Annotated in this window: 26 protein-coding genes; 16 read left to right on the top strand and 10 right to left on the bottom strand. The window is 70.2% G+C overall.

Features of this window, described 5'->3' with window-relative positions; all coding sequences use genetic code 11:
* Nucleotides 1-343: 343 nt before the first annotated feature.
* Together KF737_RS13510 and KF737_RS13515 are read right to left on the bottom strand one after the other, a co-directional pair.
* Nucleotides 344-1105: an ABC transporter permease gene (locus KF737_RS13510; RefSeq protein WP_296455503.1), complete on the bottom strand. Its 762-nt coding sequence runs from the start codon at nt 1103-1105 to the stop codon at nt 344-346.
* Complete coding sequence (locus tag KF737_RS13515; RefSeq protein ID WP_296455505.1) at nt 1102-2031, bottom strand: ABC transporter ATP-binding protein; 930 nt, start codon at nt 2029-2031, stop codon at nt 1102-1104. Before KF737_RS13515 ends, KF737_RS13510 begins: the two co-directional genes overlap by 4 nt.
* A 215-nt stretch (nt 2032-2246) precedes the next feature.
* On the opposite strand from KF737_RS13515, the gene ahcY reads away from it, so the two are divergent.
* The 4 genes from ahcY to KF737_RS13535 all read left to right on the top strand — a co-directional run bounded on the left by ahcY (nt 2247) and on the right by KF737_RS13535 (nt 6081).
* Nucleotides 2247-3638, top strand: a complete 1392-nt coding sequence (gene ahcY, locus KF737_RS13520) for an adenosylhomocysteinase (RefSeq protein WP_296455508.1) — start codon at nt 2247-2249, stop codon at nt 3636-3638.
* 184 nt (nt 3639-3822) lie between these two features.
* On the top strand, nt 3823-4668 hold the full coding sequence (locus KF737_RS13525) for a PfkB family carbohydrate kinase (protein ID WP_296455512.1): 846 nt from the start codon (nt 3823-3825) through the stop codon (nt 4666-4668).
* A 29-nt stretch (nt 4669-4697) separates the two neighbouring features.
* Nucleotides 4698-4952: an acylphosphatase gene (locus tag KF737_RS13530; protein ID WP_296455515.1), complete on the top strand. Its 255-nt coding sequence runs from the start codon at nt 4698-4700 to the stop codon at nt 4950-4952.
* A gap of 4 nt (nt 4953-4956) precedes the next feature.
* Nucleotides 4957-6081, top strand: coding sequence for a serine hydrolase domain-containing protein (locus KF737_RS13535; RefSeq protein ID WP_296455519.1), 1125 nt, complete (start codon nt 4957-4959; stop codon nt 6079-6081).
* Nucleotides 6082-6569: 488 nt separating this feature from the next.
* Here the strand turns inward: KF737_RS13535 and rarD are convergent, their stop codons facing one another.
* From rarD to pyrF, 3 genes are all read right to left on the bottom strand, one after another.
* A complete protein-coding gene (rarD, locus tag KF737_RS13540) occupies nt 6570-7499 on the bottom strand; it encodes an EamA family transporter RarD (RefSeq protein WP_296455522.1) in 930 nt (309 codons plus the stop codon).
* A complete protein-coding gene (locus tag KF737_RS13545) occupies nt 7500-8531 on the bottom strand; it encodes an aspartate-semialdehyde dehydrogenase (protein WP_296455525.1) in 1032 nt (343 codons plus the stop codon). It lies immediately after the preceding gene.
* A gap of 116 nt (nt 8532-8647) precedes the next feature.
* Nucleotides 8648-9376: an orotidine-5'-phosphate decarboxylase gene (gene pyrF / locus KF737_RS13550; protein WP_296455528.1), complete on the bottom strand. Its 729-nt coding sequence runs from the start codon at nt 9374-9376 to the stop codon at nt 8648-8650.
* Between the two features lie 65 nt (nt 9377-9441).
* On the opposite strand from pyrF, the gene KF737_RS13555 reads away from it, so the two are divergent.
* Entirely contained in the window at nt 9442-10128 is a 687-nt protein-coding gene (locus KF737_RS13555; RefSeq protein ID WP_296455531.1) for a MarC family protein, read from the top strand.
* A gap of 22 nt (nt 10129-10150) precedes the next feature.
* Here the strand turns inward: KF737_RS13555 and KF737_RS13560 are convergent, their stop codons facing one another.
* Nucleotides 10151-10951, bottom strand: coding sequence for an SDR family oxidoreductase (locus KF737_RS13560; RefSeq protein ID WP_296455534.1), 801 nt, complete (start codon nt 10949-10951; stop codon nt 10151-10153).
* Nucleotides 10952-11140: 189 nt separating this feature from the next.
* On the opposite strand from KF737_RS13560, the gene KF737_RS13565 reads away from it, so the two are divergent.
* The 3 genes from KF737_RS13565 (at nt 11141) to KF737_RS13575 (ending at nt 14738) form a co-directional block, all read left to right on the top strand.
* Nucleotides 11141-13096, top strand: coding sequence for a potassium transporter Kup (locus KF737_RS13565; protein ID WP_296455537.1), 1956 nt, complete (start codon nt 11141-11143; stop codon nt 13094-13096).
* A complete protein-coding gene (locus tag KF737_RS13570) occupies nt 13097-13447 on the top strand; it encodes a hypothetical protein (protein WP_296455540.1) in 351 nt (116 codons plus the stop codon).
* 67 nt (nt 13448-13514) lie between these two features.
* Nucleotides 13515-14738: an argininosuccinate synthase gene (locus KF737_RS13575; protein ID WP_296455543.1), complete on the top strand. Its 1224-nt coding sequence runs from the start codon at nt 13515-13517 to the stop codon at nt 14736-14738.
* 220 nt (nt 14739-14958) lie between these two features.
* Here KF737_RS13575 and KF737_RS13580 read toward each other — a convergent pair whose 3' ends face one another.
* Complete coding sequence (locus tag KF737_RS13580) at nt 14959-15165, bottom strand: KTSC domain-containing protein (RefSeq protein ID WP_296455545.1); 207 nt, start codon at nt 15163-15165, stop codon at nt 14959-14961.
* A gap of 134 nt (nt 15166-15299) precedes the next feature.
* On the opposite strand from KF737_RS13580, the gene KF737_RS13585 reads away from it, so the two are divergent.
* The 4 genes from KF737_RS13585 to KF737_RS13600 all read left to right on the top strand — a co-directional run bounded on the left by KF737_RS13585 (nt 15300) and on the right by KF737_RS13600 (nt 20181).
* Nucleotides 15300-15707, top strand: a complete 408-nt coding sequence (locus KF737_RS13585) for an MAPEG family protein (RefSeq protein ID WP_296455547.1) — start codon at nt 15300-15302, stop codon at nt 15705-15707.
* A gap of 83 nt (nt 15708-15790) precedes the next feature.
* Complete coding sequence (locus KF737_RS13590; protein WP_296455550.1) at nt 15791-16369, top strand: hypothetical protein; 579 nt, start codon at nt 15791-15793, stop codon at nt 16367-16369.
* A gap of 187 nt (nt 16370-16556) precedes the next feature.
* Entirely contained in the window at nt 16557-18596 is a 2040-nt protein-coding gene (locus tag KF737_RS13595; protein ID WP_296455553.1) for a caspase family protein, read from the top strand.
* Nucleotides 18597-18699: 103 nt separating this feature from the next.
* Nucleotides 18700-20181, top strand: coding sequence for an SH3 domain-containing protein (locus tag KF737_RS13600; protein ID WP_296455561.1), 1482 nt, complete (start codon nt 18700-18702; stop codon nt 20179-20181).
* Between the two features lie 57 nt (nt 20182-20238).
* Here the strand turns inward: KF737_RS13600 and KF737_RS13605 are convergent, their stop codons facing one another.
* The 3 genes from KF737_RS13605 to KF737_RS13615 form a co-directional block, all read right to left on the bottom strand.
* Complete coding sequence (locus KF737_RS13605) at nt 20239-21402, bottom strand: glutathionylspermidine synthase family protein (RefSeq protein ID WP_296455564.1); 1164 nt, start codon at nt 21400-21402, stop codon at nt 20239-20241.
* Nucleotides 21403-21567: 165 nt separating this feature from the next.
* Nucleotides 21568-22332, bottom strand: a complete 765-nt coding sequence (locus KF737_RS13610) for a PspA/IM30 family protein (RefSeq protein ID WP_296455568.1) — start codon at nt 22330-22332, stop codon at nt 21568-21570.
* A 15-nt stretch (nt 22333-22347) separates the two neighbouring features.
* On the bottom strand, nt 22348-23016 hold the full coding sequence (locus KF737_RS13615; RefSeq protein WP_296455571.1) for a DUF2170 family protein: 669 nt from the start codon (nt 23014-23016) through the stop codon (nt 22348-22350).
* Nucleotides 23017-23094: 78 nt separating this feature from the next.
* Here KF737_RS13615 and KF737_RS13620 point away from each other — a divergent pair, with 78 nt between their 5' ends.
* From KF737_RS13620 to KF737_RS13635, 4 genes are all read left to right on the top strand, one after another.
* Entirely contained in the window at nt 23095-23742 is a 648-nt protein-coding gene (locus KF737_RS13620; RefSeq protein ID WP_367273231.1) for a DUF2491 family protein, read from the top strand.
* Between the two features lie 36 nt (nt 23743-23778).
* Complete coding sequence (locus KF737_RS13625; RefSeq protein WP_296455573.1) at nt 23779-24198, top strand: DUF350 domain-containing protein; 420 nt, start codon at nt 23779-23781, stop codon at nt 24196-24198.
* 5 nt (nt 24199-24203) lie between these two features.
* On the top strand, nt 24204-24809 hold the full coding sequence (locus KF737_RS13630; protein WP_296455575.1) for a DUF1190 domain-containing protein: 606 nt from the start codon (nt 24204-24206) through the stop codon (nt 24807-24809).
* Nucleotides 24810-24960: 151 nt separating this feature from the next.
* Complete coding sequence (locus KF737_RS13635) at nt 24961-26175, top strand: CoA transferase (protein WP_296455578.1); 1215 nt, start codon at nt 24961-24963, stop codon at nt 26173-26175.
* Nucleotides 26176-26179 lie beyond the last annotated feature (4 nt).

Here is a 26179-nt window from a genome sequence, read left to right on the forward strand (position 1 = left end):
GCTAGAGACTGTTGGGAACTGAGGTCTTTCAGACGGCACTCACGAGCCGGAATAAGAGATTGAAACTCTGGATAAACATCTCCCACAGCTTCCCCTCCCCCTTGCGGGGAGGGGTCAGGGTGGGGGTGCTCGCCTTGGAGCGCTGCGCCGACACCCCCACTCCCAAACCCTCTCCCCGCAAGGGGGAGAGGGCTTTGCCGCCTCTCGCCGACCAGCCTCAGTCCCTAACAGCTTCTAGGGTCCGCTCTCGATTCCCCCTGAGGGCATTCAACAGCTTCCGCTCACCTCCAGGGCTTCTTCCGCGAGCCTTGAATCGGCAACCGCGCCGCGCCGCGCTGCGCCGCTACGTCTTCAGCCGCCAGCCGGTGCGGAAGATCCAGGTCACCGCGGCCAAGCATGCCGCCAGGAAGCCGAACGTCGCCGCCAGGCTCAGGCCGACGCCCACGTCGGAGACGCCGTAGAAGCTCCAGCGGAAGCCGCTGACCAGGTAGACGACGGGGTTGATGAGCGCGATCTGCTTCCAGACGCCGGGCAGCATGTCGATCGAGTAGAAGCTGCCGCCCAGGAAGGTGAGCGGGGTGACCACCAGGGTCGGGATGATCGAGAGCTTCTCCCAGCCGTCGGCCCAGATGCCGGTCAGGAAGCCGAACAGGCTGAAGGTCACCGAGGTCAGCACGAGGAAGGCCAGCATCACGAGGGGGTGGCCGATCTCGTAGGGTACGAAGATGCGCGCGGTCGCCAGGATCACCAGCCCCAGCACCACCGACTTCGTCGCCGCCGCGCCGACGTAGCCCAGCACCACCTCGCCCGCCGAGACGGGTGCGCTCAGCACCTCGTAGATCGTGCCGGCGAACTTCGGCATGTAGATGCCGAACGAGCCGTTGGAGATGCTCTCGGTCAGGATCGACAGCATCAAGAGGCCCGGCACGATGTAGGCGCCGTAGCTCACGCCGCCGATGCTGGGCATCCGGCTGCCGATCGCGGCGCCGAAGACGATGAAGTAGAGCGAGGTGGTGATGACGGGGGCGGCCACGCTCTGGACGATGGTCCGCAGCCATCGGTGCATCTCGAACAGGTAGATGGCCCTGACCGCGTGCAGGTTCATGCGCGGCCTCCGCGGACCAGGCTGACGAAGATGTCCTCGAGGCTGCTCTCTTCAGTACGCAGGTCCTTGAAGTCGATGCCGCGCTCGCCGAGGCGGCGCAGCAGCTCGGCGATGCCGGTGGACTCGGCCTGGGCGTCGAAGGTGTAGATGAGCTGGGCGCCGTCGCCGGCCAGCTCCAGCGGGAAGCCGTCGATCCGCGGCGCGGCCGCCAGCGGCTCCTGGAGTTGCAGCGTGAGCTGCTTCCTGCCGAGCTTGCGCATGAGCTGCGCCTTCTCCTCGACCAGGATCAGCTCGCCGTGGGAGATCACGCCGATCCGGTCGGCCATCTCCTCGGCCTCCTCGATGTAGTGGGTGGTCAGGATGATGGTGACGCCGTTTTCGCGCAGGGCCCGGACCATCTCCCACATGTCGCGGCGCAGCTCGACGTCGACGCCGGCGGTGGGCTCGTCCAGGAACAGGATCGTGGGTTCGTGGCTGAGCGCCTTGGCGATCATCACGCGCCGCTTCATGCCGCCCGAGAGCGCCATGATCTTCTCGGACCGCTTGTCCCAGAGGCTGAGATCCTTCAGCACCTTCTCAAGGTGCGCCGGGTCGGGCGCCTTGCCGAAGAGGCCGCGGCTGAACTTCACGGTGTCCCAGACGGTCTCGAAGGCGTCGGTCGAGATCTCCTGCGGCACGAGGCCGATCTTGGCGCGGGCGGCGCGGAAGTCCGTCCGGATGTCGTGGCCGTCGGCGACGACCCTGCCGCCGCTCGGCCGCACCAGCCCGCAGACGATGCCGATCAGCGTGGTCTTGCCGGCCCCGTTCGGGCCCAGCAGCGCGAAGATCTCGCCGCGGTTGATCGTCAGGTCCACGCCCTTCAGCGCCTGGAAGCCCCCGGCGTAGGTCTTGGCCAGTCCCTGGATGTCGATGATCGGTTCGGCCACGCGCGCTCCTGCTGACCGTCCCCAGATAGAGGCCCGAGGACGGCGGGGCTAGCCGTCCGCCGACAAGCCGTGGCGCGACGCCCGGCCGGAACCTGTCGGCAGGCGGCCGGCCCGCGGCCCATATCGCATAAAGGTTTCCTTATATGCGAGTTGATGCGCCGGCCGTGTCCCGCTATAGGGGCCGTCAACGCAATCTCCCCTCACCAGGACTGAAGATGACCGACTACGTCGTGAAGGACCTCTCGCTGGCCGACTGGGGCCGCAAGGAGATCGAGATCGCCGAGACCGAGATGCCCGGCCTGATGGCCGTGCGCGCCGAGTTCGGCAATGCCCAGCCGCTGAAGGGCGCCCGCATCGCCGGCTCCCTGCACATGACCATCCAGACGGCGGTGCTGATCGAGACCCTGCAGGCGCTGGGCGCCGAGGTCCGCTGGGCCTCGTGCAACATCTTCTCGACCCAGGACCACGCCGCCGCGGCCATCGCCGCCAAGGGCACGGCCGTGTTCGCCATCAAGGGCGAGACGCTGGTCGAGTACTGGGAATACGCCCACCGCATCTTCGAGTGGCATGACGGCGGCTATCCGAACCTGATCCTCGACGACGGCGGCGACGCGACCCTGCTCTGCGTCCTCGGCCCCAAGGCCGAGAAGGACCCGTCGGTCCTCGCGAACCCGCAGAACGAGGAGGAAGAGGCGCTCTTCGCGGTGATGAAGCGCTACCTCAAGGAGAAGCCGGGCTTCTACACGGCCATCCGCGACGCCTGTAAGGGCGTGTCGGAGGAGACCACCACGGGCGTGCATCGCCTCTACCAGATGCACGAGCGCGGCGAGCTGCCGTTCACCGCCATCAACGTCAACGACAGCGTCACCAAGTCGAAGTTCGACAACCTGTACGGCTGCCGCGAGAGCCTGGTGGACGCGATCCGCCGGGGCACCGACGTGATGCTGGCCGGCAAGGTCGCGGTGGTCCTGGGCTACGGCGACGTGGGCAAGGGCTCGGCCGCGTCGCTCCGCAACGGCGGCGCCCGCGTCATGGTCACCGAGGTCGACCCGATCTGCGCCCTGCAGGCGGCGATGGAGGGCTACGAGGTCGTCACCATGGAAGACGCCGCCGACAAGGGCGACATCTTCTGCACGGCCACGGGCAACAAGGACGTGCTGACCGTCGACCACATGCGGCGGATGAAGAACAACGCCATCGTCTGCAACATCGGCCACTTCGACAGCGAGATCCAGATCGCCGGCCTGCGCAACTTCAAGTGGGACGAGATCAAGCCGCAGGTCCACCACGTGGAGTTCCCCGACGGCAAGAAGATCATCGTGCTGTCGGAAGGCCGCCTGGTGAACCTGGGCAACGCGACCGGCCACCCGTCGTTCGTGATGTCGGCGTCGTTCACCAACCAGACGCTGGCCCAGATCGAGCTCTGGCAGAACGGCGCCAGGTACGAGACCAGGGTCTACACCCTGCCCAAGCACCTCGACGAGAAGGTGGCCATGCTCCACCTCGACAAGCTGGGCGCCAAGCTCACCACGCTTTCCAGGGAACAGGCCGACTACATCGGCGTCCCGCCGCAGGGGCCGTTCAAGCCCGAGCACTACCGCTACTAGACAAGCCCGTCGCCAGGGCTGTGTCAGGGAAGGGCGGCCCGCCGGGCCGCCCTTTCTCTTGGCCGACACACAACCCCCGCGCGCATCGGCGCAGGCGCCACCCAGACTAGAGTTATCGACCCATTCACCATCTGCAGTAGAATGGCGCTGGTTCGCCGGCGGGTTCTGGGATAACGGCGAAGCCGTGCCGCTCGCCCTGATCCTCTCGTCGTTCGTGGCCGCCTCGCGCATCGGCGGGGCCGCGCAGCAGTACATACTGGCGGCGCACAAGATCGATCCCGTGCTGGCGCCGACGGTCATGTTCGGTCGCACCCCCGCCCGCGGCGGCAAGGGCGAGGTCACCTCGCCCGACGTGTTCCGGCGCATGCTGGGCGACATCGAGGCCGACGCGCTGTTCGGCATGGTCGACCTGATCATCACCGGCCACTTCTCCGATCCCGAGCAGGTGGAGATCGCCGCCGGCGTCATCGAGCGGGTGCGCACGACCGGGCGGAGCGAGGCGTGGGGCGCGCGGCCGCTGGTGCTGGTCGACCCGGTGCTGGGCGACGCGCCCCGCGGCCTCTACGTGAAGTACGAGGTGGCGCAGGCGGTGCAGGACCGGCTGGTCCCGCTCGCCGACTGGCTGACGCCCAACCTCTGGGAACTGGCCTTCCTGGCCGACAGGCAGATCGACACGGCGGCCGACGCGCGCGATGCGGTCCGCAGCCTGGGCAAGCCCGCGCTCGTCACCTCGGCCCCGGCCGGCGACGGCGAGATCGGCCTGCTCTACGTCGACAAGGAGGAGGCGGTGCTGTTCGGCCATCGCCGCATCGCCACCGCCCCCAACGGCACCGGCGACCTCGTCACCGCCAGCTTCGGCGCCGGGCTGGTCGAGGGGCGCGACCCCCGCGACGCGGCCGAGCGCGCCGCCCGCGCCGCCGCCGAGACGGTGGCCGCCGCCGAAGCCTGGAAGTCCACCGAGCTGCCCATCGTGGCGCTGGCCGAGCGCATCGTGAACCCGGCGGCGCCGGTGCGGGTGGAGCGGCTCTGACTATGGCGCTTCCGGCGAGACGCATCCTCGTGTCGGGCCACGTCCAGCGGGTCGGCTTCCGCTGGTGGGTCGAGCAACAGGCGCACGCGCTTGGGCTCCACGGCTGGTGTCGCAACCTGCGCGACGGTCGCGTGGAGGTGCTGGTCATCGGCGATCCGGATGCTATCCAGCGCCTCGTGGAGGCCTGTCGCCAGGGGCCGCCCGGCGCGGAGGTCACGTCCGTCGAAGCCGAGGCGGCGGAAGACGACGGCAGCCGCGGGTTCGAGCAGGAGGCTTCGCGTTAGCCGGATGACCGCGATCGGCGGCTTCGCCCCCGCCCGCTTTGCGGCGGTGAAGGACGCGTTCGCAGCAAGCTTCGACGCGGGCGAGGAGCTGGGCGCGCGCTTCACCCTGGTCGAGGCGGGCGAGGTGGTCCTCGACCTCATGGGCGGCTTCGCCGACCGCCGCCGCGAGCAGGCCTGGGACGAGGAGACCCTGGCGCCCGTCTTCTCCACGACCAAGGCGGTGGCCGCGCTGATGATCGCGCGCCTGGTGGACGCCGCGAAGCTCGACTACGCCCAGCCCGTCGCCGACGTCTGGCCCGAGTTCGGACAGGCCGGGAAGGCCGCCGTCACCGTCGAGCAGGCGATCAGCCACCAGGCCGGCCTGCCGGGCTTCCCCGAGCCCATCGACCCGGCGCTCTGGGCCGACTGGGACGCGATCTGCGCCCGCCTCGCGGCCATGGCGCCCATGTGGCCGCCGGGGACCGCGAGCGGCTACCACCCGGTGACCGTGGGCTATCTCGTCGGCGAGATCTTCCGGCGCGTCGACGGGCGCACCATCGGCGCGGCGTTCCGGGAGGATATCGGCGCGCCGTTCGGCCTCGACCTCTGGGTCGGCCTCCCCGACGGCGTGGACGGCCGCGTCGCCGACCTCGTGCGCCCGACCGCCATGCCCGACTTCGGCGAGATCAACGACGCCACCCGCGCCGCCTTCCTGGCGCCCTGGTCCTCGGCGGCGGGCAAGGCGGCGGCGGACTACCGCCGCATGGAGGTGCCCTCCACCAACGGCTACGCCACGGCCGAGGCGCTGGCCCGGCTCATGGGCGCGCTCGCCAACGACGGCTGGCTGGAGGGCGACGAGATCCTGTCGCCCGCGCTCATCGCCGAGGCGAGCCGCGAGCGCATCCGCGGCCAGGACCTGGTGCTGCCCTACGAGATGAGCTGGGGCGCGGGCTTCATGCGCAACGAGCCCTGCCACCCCTGGGGGCCGACGCCGGGCGCGTTCGGCCACTCCGGCTGGGGCGGCGCCTGCGCCTTCGCCGACCCGACGCGGAAGCTCGGCTGCGGCTACGTGATGAACAGGCAGGGCACGGCCCTGATGGGCGACGCGCGCCCCAAGCGCCTGATCGAACTGGCGTACGCGGCGCTCTAGGCGCGGACTCCTCTCCCCCCGTGAAGCGCAGCGGAACGGAGAGGGAGAGGGCAGGGAGAGGGCGGCGCGGCATGTACCCCACGCATGCGGTTGTTCGAAGGGCCTCGGGCGACCTCCGGGGCAGCCCCGCTGCCGGAGCCGCCCTCTCCCTGCCCTCTCCCTCTCTTCGCGCCTTCGGCGCTCGGGGGAGAGGCGGAAACGAAAAAGGGCCCCGAGGGGCCCTGATCCGTCGCGGTTGAGCGGGGTCGCTCAGGCGCCCAGGCCGGCCGTGGCGAAGGCGGTCAGCATGCCGAGGACGAGGATCGCCAGCGGGGCGATGCGGTCGGCTTGGCGTTCGAAGGTCGAGAAGAAGGTCATGACACACACCTTGAGTTTCGGGTTGAAGCCCCGGGGGAGCGGGGCTGTCCGTCTGGACACTGTTTAGATAGCATCATCTGAACGATGCATAGATCAGCGTTTTCACAGACCCGCTATGCGTTTTTGTGGGACTACCCGGCGGGCGCGGTTTCGGCCACGGCGGCGCGGATCGCGCGGGACCTGCGCCAGGCGCCCACGAGGAACACCGCGGCGCCGGCCCAGATGAAGCCGAACGAGGTGGCGTGCAGCGCCGTGAAGGGCTCGCCCTGCGACACGCCGATGGCGAAGCCGATCGTCGGGCCGATGAACTGCAGGAAGGCCATGGTCGAGAGCGGCAGCCGCCGCGCGCACCAGGAGAACAGCGCCAGCGGCAGGGCGGTGATCGGGCCCGCCGCGATCAGCCAGATGGTCGAGGCGGGGGAGCTGACGAAGTGGCCGGCGCCGCGGCTCTCCAGCCAGCCGATGAAGACGAGCGCCGGGACCAGCAGCATCAGGCACTCGATGAAGAGGCCGGTCTGGGCGTCGGCCTGGACCTGCTTCCTCACGATGCCGTAGCCGCCGAACGACAGCGCCAGCGTCAGCGAGATCAGCGGCAGATGGCCCAGCGCCAGCCCCTGGAACAGCACGCCCACGGCCGCCAGCGCCATGGCGGCGACGCCGGTCCGGTCGATCCGCTCGCGGAAGATCAGCGCGCCCGAGGCCATGTTGACCAGCGGGGTGACGTAGTAGCCGAAGCTGCCCTCCAGCACCCGGCCCGAGGTGACCGACCAGATGTAGACGCCCCAGTTCGACGCGATCAGCACGGTCGAGAGCGTCAGCCACGCCAGGGTCCGGGGATTGCGCAGCACCGCCAGGATCTGTCGCCCCTGCCTGGCGACCAGGGCGAGGATCAGCGCGGTCGGCGCGCCCCAGACGATGCGGTGCGCGACGATCTCCCACGAGCTCGCGCCCAGGGCGTTGATGGCCTGGAAGGCCAGGGGCACGAAGCCCCAGATGAGGTAGCAGGTGATGCCCGCCGTCAGAGCCAGGCGGGCTTCGCCGGGCTCCGACGAGGACGACATCTAGGCCAGCGCCTTCGACTTGATCAGGCCACGGGCGTGGAGGAGTTCGGCGATCTGCACCGCGTTCAGCGCCGCGCCCTTGCGCAGGTTGTCGGCGACCACCCACAGCGACAGGCCGTTCTCGACGGTCGGGTCCTTGCGGATGCGGCTGACGTAGACCGGGAACTCGCCCTGGGCTTCCTTCGGCGTGATGTAGCCGGTGGGCTCGCGCTTATCGATCACGATCAGGCCGGGGCTCTCGCGCAGCAGGTCGCGGGCCTCGTCCTCGTCGATGGGGGTCTCGAACTCGATGTTCACCGCCTCGGAGTGGCCCACCATCACCGGCACGCGCACGCAGGTGACCGTCAGCTTGATCGCCGGGTCGATCATCTTGTGGGTCTCGTCCCACATCTTGGCCTCTTCGTCGGTGTAGCCGTCGTCGCGGAACGACCCGATGAAGGGGATGACGTTGAAGGCGATCGGCTTGGGGAACTTCTTCGGCGGCGTGCCGCCCAGCACGAAGACGCCCTTCGTCTGGTCCCAGAGCTCGTCCATGCCCTCCTTGCCGGCGCCGGACACCGACTGGTAGGTCGCCACCACCACGCGCTTGATCTTCGCGCGGTCGTGCAGCGGCTTCAGCGCCACGACGAGCTGGGCGGTGGAGCAGTTCGGGTTGGCGATGATGTTCTTCTTGTGCGCCCACTCGACGTCGTCCGGGTTCACTTCCGGCACGATCAGCGGCACGTCGGGGTCCATCCGCCAGGCCGAGGAGTTGTCGATCACGATCGGGCCGGCGGCGCCGATCTTCGGGGACCATTCCCTGGAGAAGCCGCCCGACACGCTCATCAGCACGAGGTCGACGGTGGAGAAGTCGAACTGCTCGATGTCCTCGCACTTGACGATCTTCTCGCCGAACGAGACCTCGAGGCCGATCGAGTTGCGCGAGGCGATCGCGTGGACCTTCTCCACGGGGAAGTTCACCTCCTCGAGGATGTTCAGCATCTCGCGGCCCACGTTGCCCGTGGCGCCGACCACGGCGACCCGGTAGCCCATCGCAACTCTCCTGACGTATCGCCCTTTTCGGGGGAAGCGTCCCCTACGCCCGGCCCGACGCCAACGCAAGGAAAGCACGCGCCGGAGCGCAGGCGCCGCGACGGCGACGCATGGGCCTACAGCGGCACGCCGCCCATCTCCGCCGCCACGCGGCGCGCCGCGGCGGCGGGATCGTTGGCGCCGGTGATCGGGCGGCCGCAGACGATGTGGCTGGCGCCCGCCCGCAGGGCGTCGAGCGGCGTGGCCGCGCGGGCCTGGTCGTTCCTGGCGGACCAGTCGGGGCGGACGCCCGGCGTCACCACCAGGAAGTCCTTCCCGCCGAGCGCCCGGGCCAGGGCCGCCTCGTGCGGGCTCGCGATCACGCCGTCGCAGCCGGCGGCGATGGCCTGGTGGATGCGCCGCTCGACCAGCGCGCGGGCGGTCTCGTGGTAGCCGGTCTCGACCAGGTCCGCGTCGGTCAGGCTGGTCAGCACCGTCACCGCCAGGATCTTCAGGCCCGACGCGCCGCGCCCGCGCACCGCCGAGGCCATCACCTGCGGCTCGCCATGCACCGTCAGGAAGTCGCAGCCCGAGCCCGCCAGCACGGCGGCCGCCCGCTGCACGGTCGTGCCGATGTCGTGCAGCTTCCAGTCCAGGAACACCTGCTTGCCGGCGCCCTTGAGCTCGCGCGCGAGCGTCATGCCCTCGCCGCCCGCGAACAGCTCCAGCCCGACCTTGTAGAAGCCGACCGCGTCGCCCAGCGCCTCGACCATCGCCCGCGCCTCGGCCACCGACGGCAGGTCCAGCGGGACGATCAGGCGCGGGTCGGCTCTGGTGGGCGCTTGTGCGAGGGCGGCGGCGGCCATGGCGATAGGCTCCGTGAACGGCGCGGGGGTGGTCCGCGGATGGCGATGTGGGCTAAGAGCCCTGCATGAGCCAGGCCGAGTTCGCGGTCAACTTCTTCGTCGCCCTGTTCGCGCTGATCGACCCGATCGGCAACGTGCCGCTGTTCGCCGCGGCGACGGAGGGCGTGAAATCGCGCGACCGCGCCTGGATCGCGCTCTACATCTCGCTGTTCGTCTTCGCCTTCCTGACCTTCTTCTACTTCTCAGGCCTGAGCCTGCTGGAGTTCTTCGGCATCTCGCTGGCGGCGTTCCGGATCGCAGGCGGGATCATCCTGCTGCTGCTGGGCCTGGAGATGGCCCGCGACGACTTCACCGCCAGCTTCGGCGAGGCCGCCGACAACACCGCCGGCGCCGGCCGCGCCTTCGTGCGCAAGCGCTTCGAGCGGATGATCGTGCCGTTCGCCATGCCGCTGCTGATCGGCCCCGGCGCGATCTCGACGGTGGTGATCTACGCCAGCCAGGCGCGGCAGTTCGGCATACAGGGCGCCGCCGTGGGCGTCGGCGCGATCGCGGCGGTCGGCCTCGCCACCCTGCTCTCGTTCCTGGCGACGCCCATCCTGACCCGCCTGCTCGGCCGCATCGGCCTCACCATCGTGGTGCGCGTGCTGGGCCTCATCCTCTGCGCGCTGGCCGTCCAGTTCATCCTCGCCGGCCTCGCCGAGAGCACCACCGGCTTCATCCGCCCCAGCGTCGCCAACCCCTACGGGCACTGAACCACACAGATGGTTGTAGGGCTCACGTCTTGCGCACGCGGCCGCTCTGGCTGGCCATCAGGGCCAGGGCCCAGTCCTCGGGGATCGCGCGGGCGAGGCCGGCGATGGCCTTGTTGACCGCGCCCGGGACGCACACCGGGCGGTTGGCCTCCGCGGCCCGCCAGCCGGTCTCGACCACCGTCTCGGCGTCCTGCCAGATCCACCGCGGCAGCGACGCGTCCGCGCGCTCGCGCGTGCCGTTCACGTCGTGGAATTCGCTGTAGGTGAAGCCTGGGCAGAGCGCCGTCACATGCACGCCGGCCGGGCGCAGCTCCAGGTGCAGGCTCTGCGAGAAGCGCACCAGGAACGCCTTCGACGCCGCGTAGAGCGTGTGCCCCGCCGCCGCCGGCAGCAGCCCCGCCAGCGAGGCGACGTTGACGATCCGCCCGAACCGCCGCTCGCGCATCCCGCCCGCGACACGGTGCGCCAGTTCGCAGGGCGCGGTCACCATCACCTGCAGGAAGGCCTGCTGGTCGGCCCAGGCCGTCTCGGCGTAGGTCCCGGCCAGGCCATAGCCGGCGTTGTTGACCAGCACGTCGACCGACCGGCCCTGGCCGGCCAGCCGCTCGAGGATCCGCCCGGGCGCGTCGGGCTCGGCGAGATCGGCCGCGATCGTCAGCGCCTCGACGCCGTGGCGGGACCGGACCTCTCCGGCGAGCGCCTCCAGCCGGTCGGCCCGCCGCGCCGTCAGCGCCAGGTCGTAGCCGCGCCGGGCCAGGGCGCGGGCGAAGGCGGCGCCGATGCCGGCCGATGCGCCCGTCACCAGCGCCAGTTTGCGATCCATGTGCAGCCCCCCTTGCCGACCAGCCCGAAACCCGGGCGTCCGATGAACCGTTCGGGGGCGCAGGTTGCGGCTGTTCCCCGAACCGGCGCCATGCGATTGAACGGCGTCGGGATTGGGTGTATTCGCGCCCGCCGCGACGGCATAGGGCCGCCTTGGGGACCTTGGCTGGGGCTTCCCCGGAGATACCGGATGGCTGAGCAGGCCGTCGACGCAAGGTCCGAAGACCCGTCGCAATCCCCGAACGGCTCGACCCCCGACGGTCAGGCCAACGGACACGCCGCGCATACCGAGGGGTTCTGGGCGCTCGCCCTGGGCTCGATCGGCGTGGTGTTCGGCGATATCGGCACCAGCCCGCTCTACGCCATGCGCGAGGCCCTGGGCCATTCGCGCGGCGGCGGCGGCGGCGAGATGGCCGTCCTCGGCGTGGTCTCGCTGATCACCTGGGCGCTGATCCTGATCGTCACGGTCAAGTACGTGATCTTCCTCATGCGGGCCGACAACAAGGGCGAGGGCGGCACGCTCGCGCTCATGGCGCTGGCCCAGCGGGTGATGCCGCGGCGCTCGACGTTCGTGTTCTTCCTGGCGGTGTTCGGCGCGGCGCTGTTCTACGGCGACGGGATCATCACGCCGGCGGTGTCGGTGCTCTCGGCCGTCGAGGGCCTGCGCGACGCGCCGGGCGTGCCCCACGGGGCCAGCGGCCTGGTGCTGCCCATCTCGGCCGGCATCCTGATCGCGCTGTTCCTCGTGCAGTCGCGTGGCACCGCGCTGGTCGCCAGGTTCTTCGGGCCGATCACCGCGATCTGGTTCCTGACGCTGGCCGGCCTGGGCTTCTACCACCTGGCCGACGACCTCTCGGTCTTCCGGGCGCTGTCGCCGCACTACGGCGTGATGTTCCTGCTCGACAACGGCTTCCTGGGCTTCGTCATCCTGGGCAGCGTGTTCCTGGCGGTCACCGGCGCCGAGGCGCTCTACGCCGACATGGGCCACTTCGGGAAGAAGCCGATCCGCGTCGCGTGGCTGGGCTTCGTGCTGCCGTGCCTGCTCGTCAACTACCTGGGCCAGGGGGCGCTGGTGCTCTCGCGGCCCGAGGCGCGGCACAATCCGTTCTTCCAGATGATCCCGCAGATCGCCTACTGGCCGGTGCTGGTCCTGGCGACGGTCGCGACCGTGATCGCCAGCCAGGCGGTGATCACCGGCGCCTTCTCGATGACCCAGCAGGCGGTGTCGCTGGGCCTGTTCCCGCGGATCGACATCCGCCGCACCTCCGAGACCCAGGCCGGGCAGATCTATGTGCCGCAGGTGAACACCTTCCTGCTGGTGGGCGTGCTCCTGCTGCTGTTCGTCTTCCGCACCAGCTCCAACCTGGCCTCGGCCTACGGCATCGCCGTCACCGGCGCGATGTTCGTCGACACGCTGCTGTTCTTCTTCATCGTCCGCCACCTCTGGAAGCGGCCGGTCTGGCAGGCGGTCGCCGCCTCGACCGCGTTCGGCGTGCTGGACCTGGTGTTCATCACCTCCAACCTGCTCAAGTTCTTCCACGGCGCCTGGCTGCCGCTGGCGCTGGGCGGCGCGCTGGTGGTGATCATGTGGACCTGGACCCGCGGCGCGCAGATCCTCTACGACAAGAGCCGGCGCGACTCCGTGCCCCTGGCCGAGCTGGCCGACATCCTGAAGGCCCGCAGCCCCTACCGCGCGCCCGGCACCGCCATCTTCCTGACCAGCGACCCCGACATCGCGCCCGTCGCGCTGATGCACAACCTCAAGCACAACAAGGTGCTGCACGAGAAGAACATCATCCTGACGATCCACACGGCCGAGACGCCGCGGGTGGCCGAGGAGAAGCGGGTCCGGATCGAGCCGCTCAACGACGACTTCAAGAAGCTGACCATCGCCTACGGCTTCATGGAGAGCCCCAACATCCCCAAGGCGCTGGGCCTCTGCCGCAAGCTGGGCCTGAAGTTCGACATCATGGCCACCAGCTTCTTCCTGGGGCGGCGCAGCGTGGTGCCGTCGGCGCAGTCGGGCATGCCGCTCTGGCAGGACAAGCTGTTCATCTTCCTGATGAGGAACGCCGCCAACCCCACCGACTTCTACAAGATCCCGCCCGGCCGCGTGGTCGAGATGGGGACCCAGGTCACCGTCTAGATGCTGATCGCCCTGCACTACATCGCCGACGGCCTGTGGGTCCTGGCCATGGCGCTGATCGCCTCCACAAGCCGCGGGGCGTTGAGGCGCGTTCCGGCGGGCGTGAAGATGCCGATGTGGGGCGGCGTCCGCCTCGCCCGCAATCTGGCGCTGGGCGTCATGTTCGGCGCGCCGCTGCTCATCGGGCTCGGCCTGTCGGCGGCCTCGGCGGCGGGCGGCCTGGACGCCCAGGGCGCCGTGATCCTGTTCCTCGTGCGCGCAACGCTCGCCGGCCTGTTCGCCATCGTATGCCTGACATGGCTGCGCGGCAGCCTGCGGACCCTCGAGGACGAGGGCGCGGTTAGCGCTTGAACCTGCGGCCCTCGTGCCCTTTAAGGCGCGCGAATTCCGAACTCCTGACTGAAGGCTCCCCACCCCAATGGCCGACAAGCCCAAGAAGGTCGTCCTCGCCTATTCCGGCGGGCTCGACAGCTCCACCATCGTGAAGTGGCTCCAGACCGAGCTGGGCGCGGAAGTCGCGACCTTCACGGCCGACCTGGGCCAGGGCGAGGAGATCGAGCCGGCGCGCCGCAAGGCCATGACCCTGGGCGTCAAGGAGGAGTACGCCTTCGTCGAGGACGTGCGCGAGGAGTTCGTGCGCGACTACGTCTTCCCGATGTTCCGCGCCAACACCGTCTACGAGGGCCAGTACCTTCTGGGCACCTCCATCGCGCGGCCGCTGATCGCCAAGAAGCAGATCGAGATCGCCCGGAAGATCGGCGCGGACGCCGTCGCCCACGGCGCCACGGGCAAGGGCAACGACCAGGTCCGCTTCGAGATCGCCTACTATGCGCTGGAGCCCGACATCCGCGTCGTGGCGCCCTGGCGCGAGTGGGACTTCAAGAGCCGCGAGGCGCTGCTGGACTTCGCCGAGAAGCACCAGATCCCGATCACCAAGGACAAGCGCGGCGAGGCGCCCTTCAGCGTCGACGCCAACCTGCTGCACTCCTCCTCCGAAGGCAAGGTGCTGGAGGACCCGGCGGTCGAGGCCCCCGAGTTCGTCCACATGCGCACGATCAGCCCCGAGGCCGCGCCCGACACGCCCACCGTCTTCACGATGGACTTCGAGAACGGCGACCCCGTGGCCATCGACGGCCAGAAGCTGTCGCCGGCGGCCCTGCTGACGAAGCTGAACCAGCTCGGCCACGACAACGGCGTGGGCCGCCTCGACCTGGTGGAGAACCGCTACGTCGGCATGAAGTCGCGCGGCGTCTACGAGACCCCGGGCGGCACGATCCTGCTCCACGCCCACCGCGGCATGGAGTCGATCACGCTGGACCGCGGGGCCATGCACCTGAAGGACGAGCTGATGCCGAAGTACGCGTCGCTCATCTACAACGGCTTCTGGTTCGCCCCCGAGCGCGAGATGCTGCAGGCGGCGATCGACTACAGCCAGAGGAACGTGACGGGCCAGGTGCGGGTGAAGCTCTACAAGGGCAACGTCACCGTGATCGGCCGCACCTCGCCGTACTCGCTGTACGACCAGGAACTGGTCACCTTCGAGGAAGGCAAGGTCGCCTACGACCACCGCGACGCGGCGGGCTTCATCAAGCTCAACGCGCTGCGCCTGCGGGTCGCCGCCAAGCGCGACAAGCGCGGCTGACGAACCTCCCCCGCTGCGCGGGGGAGGGCAATCGCATATGGATGCGGGTGGCCGAATGGCCGTCAATCAAACCGCAGAGATCGCGGAGATACGCAGAGGATTCCCGTGGATCCACGAGCTCTCTGCGTATCTCCGCGATCTCTGCGGTTCATGAATCGGGCGGACAAGCCGCCCACAAGCCATCTGCGATAGCCCTGCATGAATGGGGGAGGTTTCGACTTCACCCCTCGATCCGGTTGTAGGGGTACCGGTCGCGGATCTCGGCGTGGAAGAACCGGCCCTTCGAGGCGGCCTCCACGAAGGAGCGGCAGACCTCGCCGGGGACGCCCACGTACATGTAGCGCTCGCCGCTGGTGAAGCGGACGAACAGCTTGGCCTGGCCTTCGTCGTAGTCGATGGCCTGGATGGCGGCGGAGTCGACGTCCATAGCGCTCTCCCGACGCTCGGTGGTCGCTGAAGACAAAGCCTCGCGCGCCGAGCGGTTCCCGACAGGCCCGCGGCATGCCAAGCTCGGCCGTGACGGCGCCGCCCGAGAGCGCCGGCGCGCGAGGGACCCTTCACATGCCGCCGCACAGCTATGTCGCCATCGTCACGCTCCTGGCGCTTCTGGTCTATTTCTGGATGGGCCTGCAGGTGGGCCGCGCCCGCGGCAAGAGCGGCATCGCCGCGCCCGCGATGACCGGCGACCCGGTGCTCGAGCGCACGATCCGGGCGCACTACAACACCCTGGAATGGCTGCCGCTGTTCCTCGTGCCGCTCTGGCTCTTCGCCATCTACTGGAGCGACCTGGTCGCCGCCGCCGTCGGCCTGGTCTGGATCGTCGGGCGGATCGTCTACCAGTTGGGCTACGTCGCCGACCCCAAGAAGCGCGAGCTGGGCTTCATGATCCAGGCGCTGGCCGTCGCCGTCCTGCTGTTCGGATCGCTGGGCCGCCTGATCTATGTGCTCGCGGTCACCGGCGGCGCCTGAATGCAATACCGCAACCACAATTGCGGCCAAGAGTTGGGCTTCTTACCTCCCGGATGGGGACGTCTGAGTTTCGAGATCTGCAAATGTTCAGGAAATCCACTGTCTTAGCCGCCGCGGCCCTCGCGCTCAGCCTGGCCGCGTGCGCTACGCCGACCCCCTACCAACCCAATATCCGCGGCAGCGCCGCCTCGGGGGGCTTCTCCGAGGTGAGGCTGGAGCCGAACCGCTTCCGCGTGAACTTCGCCGGCAACTCGCTGACGAGCCGCGAGACGGTCGAGGGCTACCTGCTGTTCCGGGCCGCCGAGCTCACCACCCAGAACGGCTACGACTGGTTCGAGATCATCGACCGCGACGTCGACAAGCACACCCGCACCTACGTCGAGCCCGACCCGTTCTACCGCCCCTGGTACGGGTCTTACGGCTTCTGGCGCCCGTCGTGGCGCTACTACGGCCGCGGCTTCGGCTGGCGCGGCTGGGACCCCTTCTGGGGCGACCCCTTCTGGGCCGACCGGGTCGACGTGCGCACCATCGACAGGTTCGAGGCCTCGGCCGAGATCGTCATGGGCCGGGGCCCGAAGCCCGCCGACAACGTGCGCGCCTTCGACGCCCGCGCGGTGATCGACAACCTGCGCTCGCGGATCGTCTATCCGCAGCCGAAATAGCCGGCCGCCGGCCGCGGGGAAATCCGCCGGCGGCGCGCTTTTCGCGCGTCCGCCGGCCCTTCCGCAACGAATACCGGACTGGGCGCCGGCCGGCGGCGGTCCGGGCTTCACTTGATCGCCGCCGCGCGGTGATGTTGAGTCGCTGGCCAGGGTTTCCTGCCCGCTGTGCGGCTGGAGGGTGAAGTTCATGCGTAGGGCCACCGCGGAACGGCCTCGGTCGGCGCGCCGCTGGCAGGCGGTGGTCGTCGCCGTGGCGTTGAACGTCGTCGTCGTGCCTGCGGCCTGGGCGGCCCAGCGCGTGGCGCTGATCGTCAGCGTCTCGAAGTACGACAAGGTCCCGAGCCTGGCGAACCCCGCCAAGGACGCCAAGCTGGTGCAGGCGACGCTGCAGAAGCTGGGCTTCACGGTGAAGGTCCTGAACGATCCCAGCCGCATCCAGCTCATCGAGGGCCTGGGCGCCTTCGAGGAGGACGCCAAGGGCTCGGAGGCCGCGGTCGTCTATTACGCCGGCCACGGCGCCATGATCGACGGCGTGAACTACCTGCTGCCCAAGGACGCCGTCTCGACCAACAAGTCGACGCTGACCGCCAGCTCCGTGGAATCGGCCATGCTGGGTCAGTCGCTGATGGGCGCGAAGGCCGTGCGCCTGATCATCCTCGACGCCTGCCGCAACAACCCGACCGCCACCCGCAGCCTGGGCGGCAACACCCGCGGCCTGGCGCGCGAGGCCGGTCCCACCAGCGCCGCCGTCGTCACCCTGATGGCCGCCGGCCCCGGCCAGGTGGCCCAGGACGGCGCGAACGGCGCCGCCAACAGCCCCTTCGCCATCGCGCTCACCCAGGGCATGACGCGCCCCGGCATCACCGTCGGCGAGCTGCCCAGCTACGTGCAGGCCGAGGTCGAGCGGATGACCGAGGGTGAGCAGACGCCCGACCTGCAGGGCATCTGGCCCAACGTCCACTGGAGCTTCGACCCCAACGGCCCGGTGAAGACCGCCTCGGCCGCGCCGGCCGCCGACCTCACCAAGATCAAGTGGGAGAAGGACCAGGTCTTCTGGACCTCGATCAAGGACTCCGACGACCCGGCCGACTTCAAGGCCTACATGGACGCCCAGGACCGGGGCGAGATCTCGGGCTCGTTCCGCAAGCTGGCGTCGAACCGCATCCGCGCGCTGGAGAAGCTGCCCTCCGGATCGTTCCAGGTGGCCTCGCGGTCCGCCGCGCCCGGCCAGGAGCTGGTCGGGAGCGCCCGCGACGCCTTCGCCCGCGGCGACTACAAGGCCGCCTTCCGCGACTGGTCCACCGCCGCGGGCCAGGGCAACGGCGCGGCGATGTACAACCTCGGCGTCATGTCGCTGACCGGCAAGGGCGCGCCCAAGGACGTCAATGCCGCGGCCCGGTGGTTCAAGAGCTCCGCCGACGCCGGCCATTCGGGCGGCATGGTCAACTGGGCGCTCTGCCAGCTCAACGGCTTCGGCACGGCCAGGAGCGAGGCCGCGGGCTTCCAGACCCTGCAGCGCGCCGCCGACCGCGGCTCGGCCACCGCCATGGGCATGCTGGCCGAGGCCTACCTGCGCGGCCGCGGCGCGGCGCAGGACCCCCGCCAGGCGGCCGGCTGGCTGCAGAAGGCGGTGGACGCCGGCGACGGCCCCTCGATCGCCCAGCTCGGCGACCTCTACGAACGCGGCGTGGGCGTGCCGAAGGACGGCCGCCGCGCCTTCACCCTCTACCAGCGCGCCGCCGTGGCCGGCGACACCGACGCCATGGTGCGGCTGGGCTATGCCTACGAGGACGGCGAGGCGGTGCGGAAGGACGACGTCCAGGCCGCCACCTGGTACCAGCGCGCCGCCGAGGCCGGGAACAGCGAGGGCATGTCCAGCCTGGCCGTGATGTTCGAGAATGGCGCGGGCCTGCCGCAGGACTATGGCCGCGCCGCCGACTACTACCGCCAGGCGGCCAACGCCGGCGACGCCCGCGGCTATCTGGGCCTGGGCAGCCTGACCGCGCGCGGCGCGGGCGTGCGGGCCAATCCGGCCGAGGCGGTGAAGCTGTTCCAGCAGGCCGCCGACCGGGGCAGCGCCGCGGCGATGCGGAACCTGGGGATCATGTACGAAGGCGGGCAGGGCGTGGCGGCGAGCCGCGCCAAGGCGGTCGAATGGTATCGCAAGGCGGCCGCCGCCGGCGATGAGGGCGCGCAGGGCGAGCTGGATCGGCTGGGCGCGCGGTAAGGTCTTCCGGTCCGCTGCGCGGACGGGCCGGGGAGTGTGGGAGTGTCGGGCCCATGTCGTGTTCCGCCAGGCGGGGCCGGCCGGGCTCCAGGAGGATGGGGCTATGTTGCAGATGCTGCGCGGGCGGGGACTCCGCCTTTCGGTGAGCGCCGTGGCGCTCTTGAGCATGAGCGTCCAGCCGGTGCTGGCGCAGGGCAGGAACGACAGCGTCCTGAACGCCTGCGGGACCGAGCGGGCCGGGCTGGTCAAGCTCGACAAGGACTACAAGGACCTGAAGCGCTCCAAGATGGCCAACGCCGTGGGCGAGGGGGTCAAGCAGGGCGCCATGGTGCTCGCCAAGGGCGTGATGAGCGGCGGCATCCCGGTGGGCGGCCGCGGCGGCGGCGGCTTCGGCAGCGCCATGGGCGGCATGAGCGGCCTGATGGGCGCCGTCGGCGGCATGGCCATGCAGAGCGCCGCGGCCCAGCAGGCGCAGCAGCCGGGCGGGCAGCCGCAGGCGTCGCAGCAGGTCGCCATGTTCGGCCAGGACATGCTCTCGGGCGCCATGGGCCTGCAGATCCCGGGCGTCAGCAACTACGGCGGCTTCGGCGTGGGCGGCGGCGGCGACAACGTGAAGGCCTACGCGGCGCTGGCCGTGCTGGTGGCCATCGTGGCGACGGCCGACGCCTATGCGAAGCTCAAGGAGCAGGAGGCCGGCGGCGACCTGAAGAAGGCCTCGTTCAACATCGACCAGGACGCGGCGCGCCAGCTCACCGTCTCGCGCCAGATCGTCACCGACGGCGAATCCCTGGTCGACTGCCGCGCCCGCCAGCTCAGCGACATCAACACCCGCCTGGCCAGCGCCGCCAACGACAAGGACCGCAAGGCCATCCGCCGCGAGCGCACCGACCTCGTCTCGGCGCTGAAGAAGGATATCGACCTCACCGGCGACGTCGTCGACCAGCACACCGGCATGGCCAAGACCTTCACCCAGGGACGGGCCATGACCGACGGCGCCTCAGAAGCCGACGTCCTGGGCGGCCAGGCCCCGGCCTACGCCACCGTGGCCGACACCACGAGGAAGTCGATGCCCAAGGCCGGCGGCGCGCCCGCGGGCCAGCAGCAGGCCGCCGCGCCGCCGCCGCCTCCGCCCCCCTCCGCGCTGGTGGCCATCAAGGCGACCGTGGTGCGCTCGGCCCCGGTGGCCTCGGCCAGCGTGGTCACCAGCCTGCCGGTCGGCCGCGAGATCCGGCCGAAGACGGGCGAGCCCGACGGCGGCTGGTGGGAGATCGACGTGGCCGGCGCGCCCGGCTACGTGCGCGCCTCCGACGTCGGCCCGCCCGGCTCCGTCCCGGTGCAGACGGCCGCCGCCAAGGGCGCGCCGGCCAAGGGCGCCGCCAGGGGCAAGGGCGCGGTCCAGGCGAAGGCCCCGCCGCCGCCTCCGGCCCCCGCCGGCCCGACCAACATCCGCGCCTACAACCAGTCGATCATCGCCGCGCGCGACACCGGCAAGGGCCGCCTCGCCAGCCTGATGACCGACATCCAGACCAGCCAGCGCCGCGAGAACGTCTTCTACGCCTGGCTCGAACGCCTGCCCTGGAGCTGACCGCGCGGGTCCCACGGTCCGCCCTCGATACCGCTCATCCCGGTGCGGCGTGGCCGCTCAGCCTACGATGGCGTGGGGGATGAAGCGTGACAGGTTCTTCGTGACGCGGCTGCGGTCCTCGCGGATGCCGATGCCGGCCGGCTCGTCGCCGACGATCCAGGCGCCCACCACCGGATAGGCGCCGTCGAAGGCCGTGGCCTCGTGCAGCGCCTGGCGGACGTGGCCTTCCTCGCCGTAGCCCAGGTCGAGCACGCGGGCCCTGCGTCCCTGCTTCACCAGCTCGATGTTCGCGCCCTCGCGGCTGAACAGCGGCTTGCGCACATAGGACGAGCCCAGCTCCGCCGCCTTCGGGTCGTCCTCGAAATACGCCGCCAGCAGGTTCGGGTGCCCTTCGTTGCGGGCCCACAGCAGCGGCAGCATGCCCTTGTTCGACAGCACCGCCTTCCACGCCGGCTCGATGAACCGCGTCTTCGAGGCCTTGACGTTGGCCGCGTACTCCTCCCGCAGCATCTCCTCCCACGGGTAGAGCTTGAACAGCGCCTGGATGACGTAGCCGTCCTGGTCGACGAAGCGGCCGTCGGCGGCGAGGCCGATCTCGCCCACGGGGACGAACTTCGGCTCGATGCCCGCCTGGCCGGCGATGTCCTCCAGGTACTTCACCGTCTGGCGGTCCTCGACGGAGTCGGCGTCGCTGGAGAAGTGGACGAAGCCGCCGCCCGGGAAGATCGCGCGGAACCGGGCCTCCAGCTTCTCGTGCAGGCTGTTGAACTGGTCGGCGTCGGCCGGCAGGCGGCCCGCGGCGATCATGTCCTCCAGCCAGATCCACTGGAACGCGCCCGACTCGTAGATGCTGGTCGGGGTGTCGGCGTTGTACTCGTAGAGCTTGGCCGGCCCGGTCCCGTCATAGGCGAAATCGAAGCGGCCGTAGAGGGTCGGGTCCCGGCGCGCCCAGCTCTCGGCCACGTCGTCGCGCGACGCCTCCGGGATGGCGAGCTTCGCCATCAGCTCCTCGGACTTCACCGCCTCGGCCACGAGGTCCAGGCACATGGCGTGCAGCTCGCGCGCCGGCGCCTCCAGCCCCGCCTCGATCTCCGCGAGGCTGAATTGGTAGTAGGCGCGCTCGTCCCAGTACCGCGCCCCGTCGAGGTGGCGCCAGGTGAACCCGAGCTGCTCGGCCTTCTCGTCCCAGCCCGGCCGCTCGTCCGTCTTGATGCGTTTCATGGCGCTGAGCTCCGCTTACCTCGATCGTCATCCCCCGGCTTGTCCGGGGGACCCATTGGGCTGTGAGCCGAAAGCCTTCCGCAGCTTCGACGCCGCGCGACGCCACGAACGCACAGCCCAATGGGTGGCCCGGACAAGCCGGGCCATGACGAGCGTGGGTGTGGGCTAGGAGTCCTTCTTCTCCACCGCCACCGGCTGCGCCTCGATCTGCAGGCGGGGGGCCTCCAGTTGCGGGGCCGGTTCGCCGGCCGGCGCCTTCAGGCGGGCCAGGATGTCGTCGGCCGAGGAATGGCCGGGCAGGATGCCCGCCGCGGCCAGCTTGGCGTCGAGGTCGGCGCCCGTGCGCCGGTCCTCCAGCTCGGCGGCGGCCTTGAACTTCTCGTCCTGGATCATCTGGCGCTCTTTGATGCGCTTCAGGCTGTCGGCGGCCGAGCCCAGCGCCGCGGTGGCGCTGCCGCCCCGCGAGGCGACGGCGGCCTGCGCCCTCTGGACGCTGTCGTTCACCTTCACCACGTCGATCTCGCGGCGCAGGTTCTCCACCTTCTGCTGCGTCTGGGCGATGGTCTGGTGCAGCCGCTCCTCGGCGACCTTCATGTCGGCGAGCTGGGGCGTCTTCGTCCCGATGTCGGTTTCCAGTTCCGCGATCCGGGTGGCGACCTCGCGCGCCAGGGCCTCGTCGCCCTTGCCGAGCGCCTGGCGGGCCGAGCCCTCGTAGCGGGCCGACTGGTCCCTGAGGTTCTGGACCTCCTTCTCGATCATCCGGCGCTTGGCGACCAGGGTCGCCAGGTCGTCGCGGGCCCGGCCGAGCGCGTTGTCGGCGTCGCGGATCTCCTGGTCGAGGATCCTGAGCGCATTGGCGTCGACCACCGCGGCGCCGGCCTCGTAGGACGCGCCCCGGAAGAGGGTGATCAGCTTGGAGAAGATGGACATCTGGGGTCTCCGGTCTCAGGCGGCCGAGGCGAAGCTGTCGCGCAGCTCGCTCGCCGCGCGGATGGCGTTCTCGGCCAGCATACGCACCTCGATGACCACGGTCTGCAGCGTGGTCTTGCACGACAGCTCGCCGAACAGTTCGTAGAAATCCCGGCCGGCGACGGTGGTGATGCCGAAGTTCGACAGCGGCACCAGCTTCTGCGCCTTCAGGAGGAAGACGTTGAACGCGGCCTGGTCCTTCTGTTCGTCCACCGGCCAGAGCAGCGCGCTCACGACGATTTGCTCGGCGCCGACCGACAGGAAGACCGGCAGGTCCCCAAACTCGTGCATGGTGATCTGGAGGACGGGTTCGGTCCCCTCCAGCACGCGGGCGGTCAGTTCGCCCTCGCGCAGCAGGCGGGTCTCGGACAGCGCGCTCGACAGGCTCTTCACCGACCAGTCGGTGTCGATGACATGGTCCATTTGGAATGATCCCTGCGGAGGGCCTGGGTTGGCCAGCAGCGCCGGTCCGCGGCTCGACGCTGTGACGATCGCTCTGGCGGCGGCCTGGACGTCGGCCCTGGCGCCGGGGGGAACCCAGAGCTCCAGCTTCACGAGCCCGAGCCGCTGGCGTTCCTCGCGCCAGAGCCGGGTCCGTTCCGCGGGGCTCAGGCCCGCCGCCTTGTCCGTGTTCCGCCGTTTCATGCGTTCACGTATGCATACGCGTACATTTGACAGCCTGCAAGATGGGCGTATGATCCGCCTCCGGAAAGGGCAGGTGACGTGATCTTCCGGGGATTGTTCGGCGGGCGCCGCGACGAGGGCGGGGATGACCAGGTCATCCCGGTCGTCCGCAACGTCACGATCGGGCGCATGGTGCGGCTGGACCCGCTGGCCTGGCGCCGGCTGGGCTCCGACACCGTCTTCCGCCTCGACGCCGACACGCTGAACATCGTGGCGCAGGGGCGCATCAACCTGGGCGCCGACGGCTACGTCCACCGGTTCTACACCGAGGACGACCTGATGCTGCAGATGGTCAGCCCCGACGCCGAGGGGCGGCAGGCGGACGACTTCACCCTGTTCGGCCCGTGGTCCTCGGACTATCCGCCCGACGCCGGCGCGCGCCGGCGCTGGGGCGACCGCGTGCGGGCGCGCACCTTCAGCGCCGAGGGCCTGCCCGAGTACCGCCGCTTCTGGTTCGGCGACGCCGACGAGCGGCAGGACCCGGTGAGCTTCTGGGAGAGCGTCTACGACGACCGCGCCGCCCGCCACGTCCGCAAGATCTACCAGACCTGCATGCTCTTCTCGCGGGACCTCCCCGCGGAGGGGCGCGAGCTGCTCCTGGCCATCGAGATGGAGCCCGAGGGCGGCGACCTCACCCACGAGGTCATGGTCGGAATCCCTCTGAACGTCGGAGAATTTGAAGCCTAGGGTGCGGCGCGTCCGCACCCGTTCGAAAGGAAAGAGATGATCGGTTTCGATCCCGCCACCTTCGGCGCCGGCGCGCTGTCGTTCGCGCTGGCCTTCCTGGCCGCCGGCGGCTTCACCCTGATCTTCAAGGCGCTCTACCGCTGGATCACGCCGCACGACGAAGGCGCGCTGATCCGTGGCGGCAACGTCGCGGCGGCCGTGGCGCTGGGCGGCGCGCTCATCGGCTATGTGATCCCGCTGGCCTCGGCGCTCGCCAACACCCACACCCTGCCCGAGTTCGTGGCCTGGGCGATCCTGGCCGGCGTGATCCAGGTCGCCACCTTCTGGATCGTGCGCCGCATCGCGCTGCCCGACGTCTCGGCCCGCATCGAGCGCGGCGAGCTCTCGACCGCGCTCTACCTGATGTTCATCTCGATCGTCGTCGGCATCCTCAACGCCGCCTGCATGACGGCCTGACGGTCGTGAAGCGCACCCGCAAACTGGCGCTGACGTCGCTGATGGCGATGGGCGGCGTCTCGCTCGTGGCCTGCGGCGACAATCCCGCCGCCAACATCCGCATCGACCACGACAAGCCGGTCGACGCCTACGCCTACCAGTCCCTGCAGGAGTGCAAGGACAAGGACGAGGTGCCGGACGACGCCTGCGAGGCCGCCGAGAAGCAGGCCCTCAAGGACGACGAGAAGGCCTCGAAGTGGACCGACCAGGCGTCCTGCGAGGACGTCTACGGCCAGGGCCAGTGCGTCCCGCGCCAGCAGGCCGGCGGGCACGGCGGGTTCTGGGGCCCGCTGGTCACCGGCTTCATCGTCGGCCGGATGCTGGACGGCGGCTGGGGCGGGCGCGGCCTGTACCGCGACTGGCGCGACGGCGGGTACTACTCCTACGGCGGCGGCCGGGTCTGGACCGACTACTCGACCGGCCGCACCCGCATCGGCAGCCGCACCTTCGACGCCCCCGACGTGATCCGCCCGCCCGAAAAGGTGATGAGCCGCTCGTCGGTGATCAGCCGCGGCGGCTTCGGCGGCCGCATGTCCAGCCGCAGCATGGGCAACCGCGGCTGGGGCGGCTAGAGCGCGTTCCGAAAAGTGGGAACCGGTTTTCGGAATAAACGCGCGAAAAACAAAAGCCTAGAGCGGGTTGCCTTCCGCAGGGCGATGGGTCGCTAGAGAGCGGGCAGGAACAGCCTGGATCCCGCCCTGCGCGGGATGAGCGGAGTTTGGAATGTACGACCTCCTGAAAGGCCTGCGGGTCGTCGAGGCTTCGGCCTTCGTGGCGGGCCCGACGTGCGGGCTCTACCTCGCGCAGATGGGGGCCGAGGTGATCCGGATCGACACCGTCGGCGGCGGGCCGGACTTCCGCCGCTGGCCGCTCGCGGAGAACGGGTCGAGCCTCTACTGGGAGGGGCTGAACAAGGCCAAGAAGTCGGTCGCCATCGACCTCGGCCGCCCCGAGGGGCGCGAGCTGGCGCAACGTCTGGCCGCCGCGCCCGGCGACGACGGCGGGCTCTTCGTCACCAACTTCCCGGTCGAGGGGTTCCTTTCGTACGAGACGCTTAAGAAACTCCGCGACGACCTGATCTGCGTGCGCGTCATGGGCTGGGCCGACGGCTCGCAGGGCATGGACTACACGATCAACTCGGCGCTGGGCCTGCCGCTGATGACCGGGCCGCAGGGCGACGAACGCCCGGTGAACCATGTGCTGGCCGCCTGGGACCTGCTGACCGGCGCCTACTGCGCCTTCGGCCTGGTCTCGGCGCTGCTGGCGCGGATGCGCGGCCAGGGCGGGCGCGAGATCCGCGCGCCGCTCAGCGACATCGGCGCGGCGACGATGGCGAACCTCGGCTTCACCGCCGAGACCCTGCTGACCGGCCGGCAGCGGCCGCGGATGGGCAACGACGTCTTCGGCGCCTTCGGCCGCGACTTCATGACCAGGGACGGAGAGAAGCTGATGCTGCTCTGCATCACGCCGAAGCAGTGGTCCAAGGCGCTGGACGTGCTGGGCATCGCCGCCGAGGCCGCCGCGGTCGAGGCCGAGCTGGGCGTGTCGTTCGCCAGGGACGAGGGCCTGCGCTTCACCCACCGCGACCGGCTCTATCCGCTGTTCGAGCGTGCTTTCGCGGCCAGGACCGCGGCCGAGCTGGCGCCCGCGTTCGACGCGGGCGGCGTCACCTGGGGCAGCTACCAGACCCTGGACGCGGCGCTCGGCGACGCCCGGCTCTACAAGGACAATCCGCTGTTCGAGGCGGTGAGGCACCCGAGCGGCCTGACCTACGACGCCCCCGGCGCCATGGGGACGATCCCGCAGGACGCGCGCCGGCCCGTCACGCCGGCCCCGAAGCTGGGCCAGCACACCGACGAGGTGCTGAGCGAGGTGCTGGGCCTCTCCGGCGGCGAGATCGCCCGGCTGCACGACGCCGGCGTCGTCGCGGGCGCCTGAGCGA

The sequence above is a fragment of the Phenylobacterium sp. genome (assembly GCF_019636135.1).
Taxonomy (GTDB): domain Bacteria; phylum Pseudomonadota; class Alphaproteobacteria; order Caulobacterales; family Caulobacteraceae; genus Phenylobacterium.

What these genes read in the sequence shown, in the direction of transcription:
- KF737_RS13510 (WP_296455503.1), bottom strand. Translation starts at nt 1,105, where the DNA reads ATGAACCTGCACGCGGTCAGGGCCATCTACCTGTTCGAGATGCACCGA.
- ahcY (WP_296455508.1), top strand. Translation starts at nt 2,247, where the DNA reads ATGACCGACTACGTCGTGAAGGACCTCTCGCTGGCCGACTGGGGCCGC.
- KF737_RS13535 (WP_296455519.1), top strand. Translation starts at nt 4,957, where the DNA reads ATGACCGCGATCGGCGGCTTCGCCCCCGCCCGCTTTGCGGCGGTGAAG.
- rarD (WP_296455522.1), bottom strand. Translation starts at nt 7,499, where the DNA reads ATGTCGTCCTCGTCGGAGCCCGGCGAAGCCCGCCTGGCTCTGACGGCG.
- KF737_RS13545 (WP_296455525.1), bottom strand. Translation starts at nt 8,531, where the DNA reads ATGGGCTACCGGGTCGCCGTGGTCGGCGCCACGGGCAACGTGGGCCGC.
- pyrF (WP_296455528.1), bottom strand. Translation starts at nt 9,376, where the DNA reads ATGGCCGCCGCCGCCCTCGCACAAGCGCCCACCAGAGCCGACCCGCGC.
- KF737_RS13555 (WP_296455531.1), top strand. Translation starts at nt 9,442, where the DNA reads ATGAGCCAGGCCGAGTTCGCGGTCAACTTCTTCGTCGCCCTGTTCGCG.
- KF737_RS13560 (WP_296455534.1), bottom strand. Translation starts at nt 10,951, where the DNA reads ATGGATCGCAAACTGGCGCTGGTGACGGGCGCATCGGCCGGCATCGGC.
- KF737_RS13565 (WP_296455537.1), top strand. Translation starts at nt 11,141, where the DNA reads ATGGCTGAGCAGGCCGTCGACGCAAGGTCCGAAGACCCGTCGCAATCC.
- KF737_RS13570 (WP_296455540.1), top strand. Translation starts at nt 13,097, where the DNA reads ATGCTGATCGCCCTGCACTACATCGCCGACGGCCTGTGGGTCCTGGCC.
- KF737_RS13575 (WP_296455543.1), top strand. Translation starts at nt 13,515, where the DNA reads ATGGCCGACAAGCCCAAGAAGGTCGTCCTCGCCTATTCCGGCGGGCTC.
- KF737_RS13580 (WP_296455545.1), bottom strand. Translation starts at nt 15,165, where the DNA reads ATGGACGTCGACTCCGCCGCCATCCAGGCCATCGACTACGACGAAGGC.
- KF737_RS13585 (WP_296455547.1), top strand. Translation starts at nt 15,300, where the DNA reads ATGCCGCCGCACAGCTATGTCGCCATCGTCACGCTCCTGGCGCTTCTG.
- KF737_RS13590 (WP_296455550.1), top strand. Translation starts at nt 15,791, where the DNA reads ATGTTCAGGAAATCCACTGTCTTAGCCGCCGCGGCCCTCGCGCTCAGC.
- KF737_RS13595 (WP_296455553.1), top strand. Translation starts at nt 16,557, where the DNA reads ATGCGTAGGGCCACCGCGGAACGGCCTCGGTCGGCGCGCCGCTGGCAG.
- KF737_RS13600 (WP_296455561.1), top strand. Translation starts at nt 18,700, where the DNA reads ATGTTGCAGATGCTGCGCGGGCGGGGACTCCGCCTTTCGGTGAGCGCC.
- KF737_RS13605 (WP_296455564.1), bottom strand. Translation starts at nt 21,402, where the DNA reads ATGAAACGCATCAAGACGGACGAGCGGCCGGGCTGGGACGAGAAGGCC.
- KF737_RS13610 (WP_296455568.1), bottom strand. Translation starts at nt 22,332, where the DNA reads ATGTCCATCTTCTCCAAGCTGATCACCCTCTTCCGGGGCGCGTCCTAC.
- KF737_RS13615 (WP_296455571.1), bottom strand. Translation starts at nt 23,016, where the DNA reads ATGAAACGGCGGAACACGGACAAGGCGGCGGGCCTGAGCCCCGCGGAA.
- KF737_RS13625 (WP_296455573.1), top strand. Translation starts at nt 23,779, where the DNA reads ATGATCGGTTTCGATCCCGCCACCTTCGGCGCCGGCGCGCTGTCGTTC.
- KF737_RS13635 (WP_296455578.1), top strand. Translation starts at nt 24,961, where the DNA reads ATGTACGACCTCCTGAAAGGCCTGCGGGTCGTCGAGGCTTCGGCCTTC.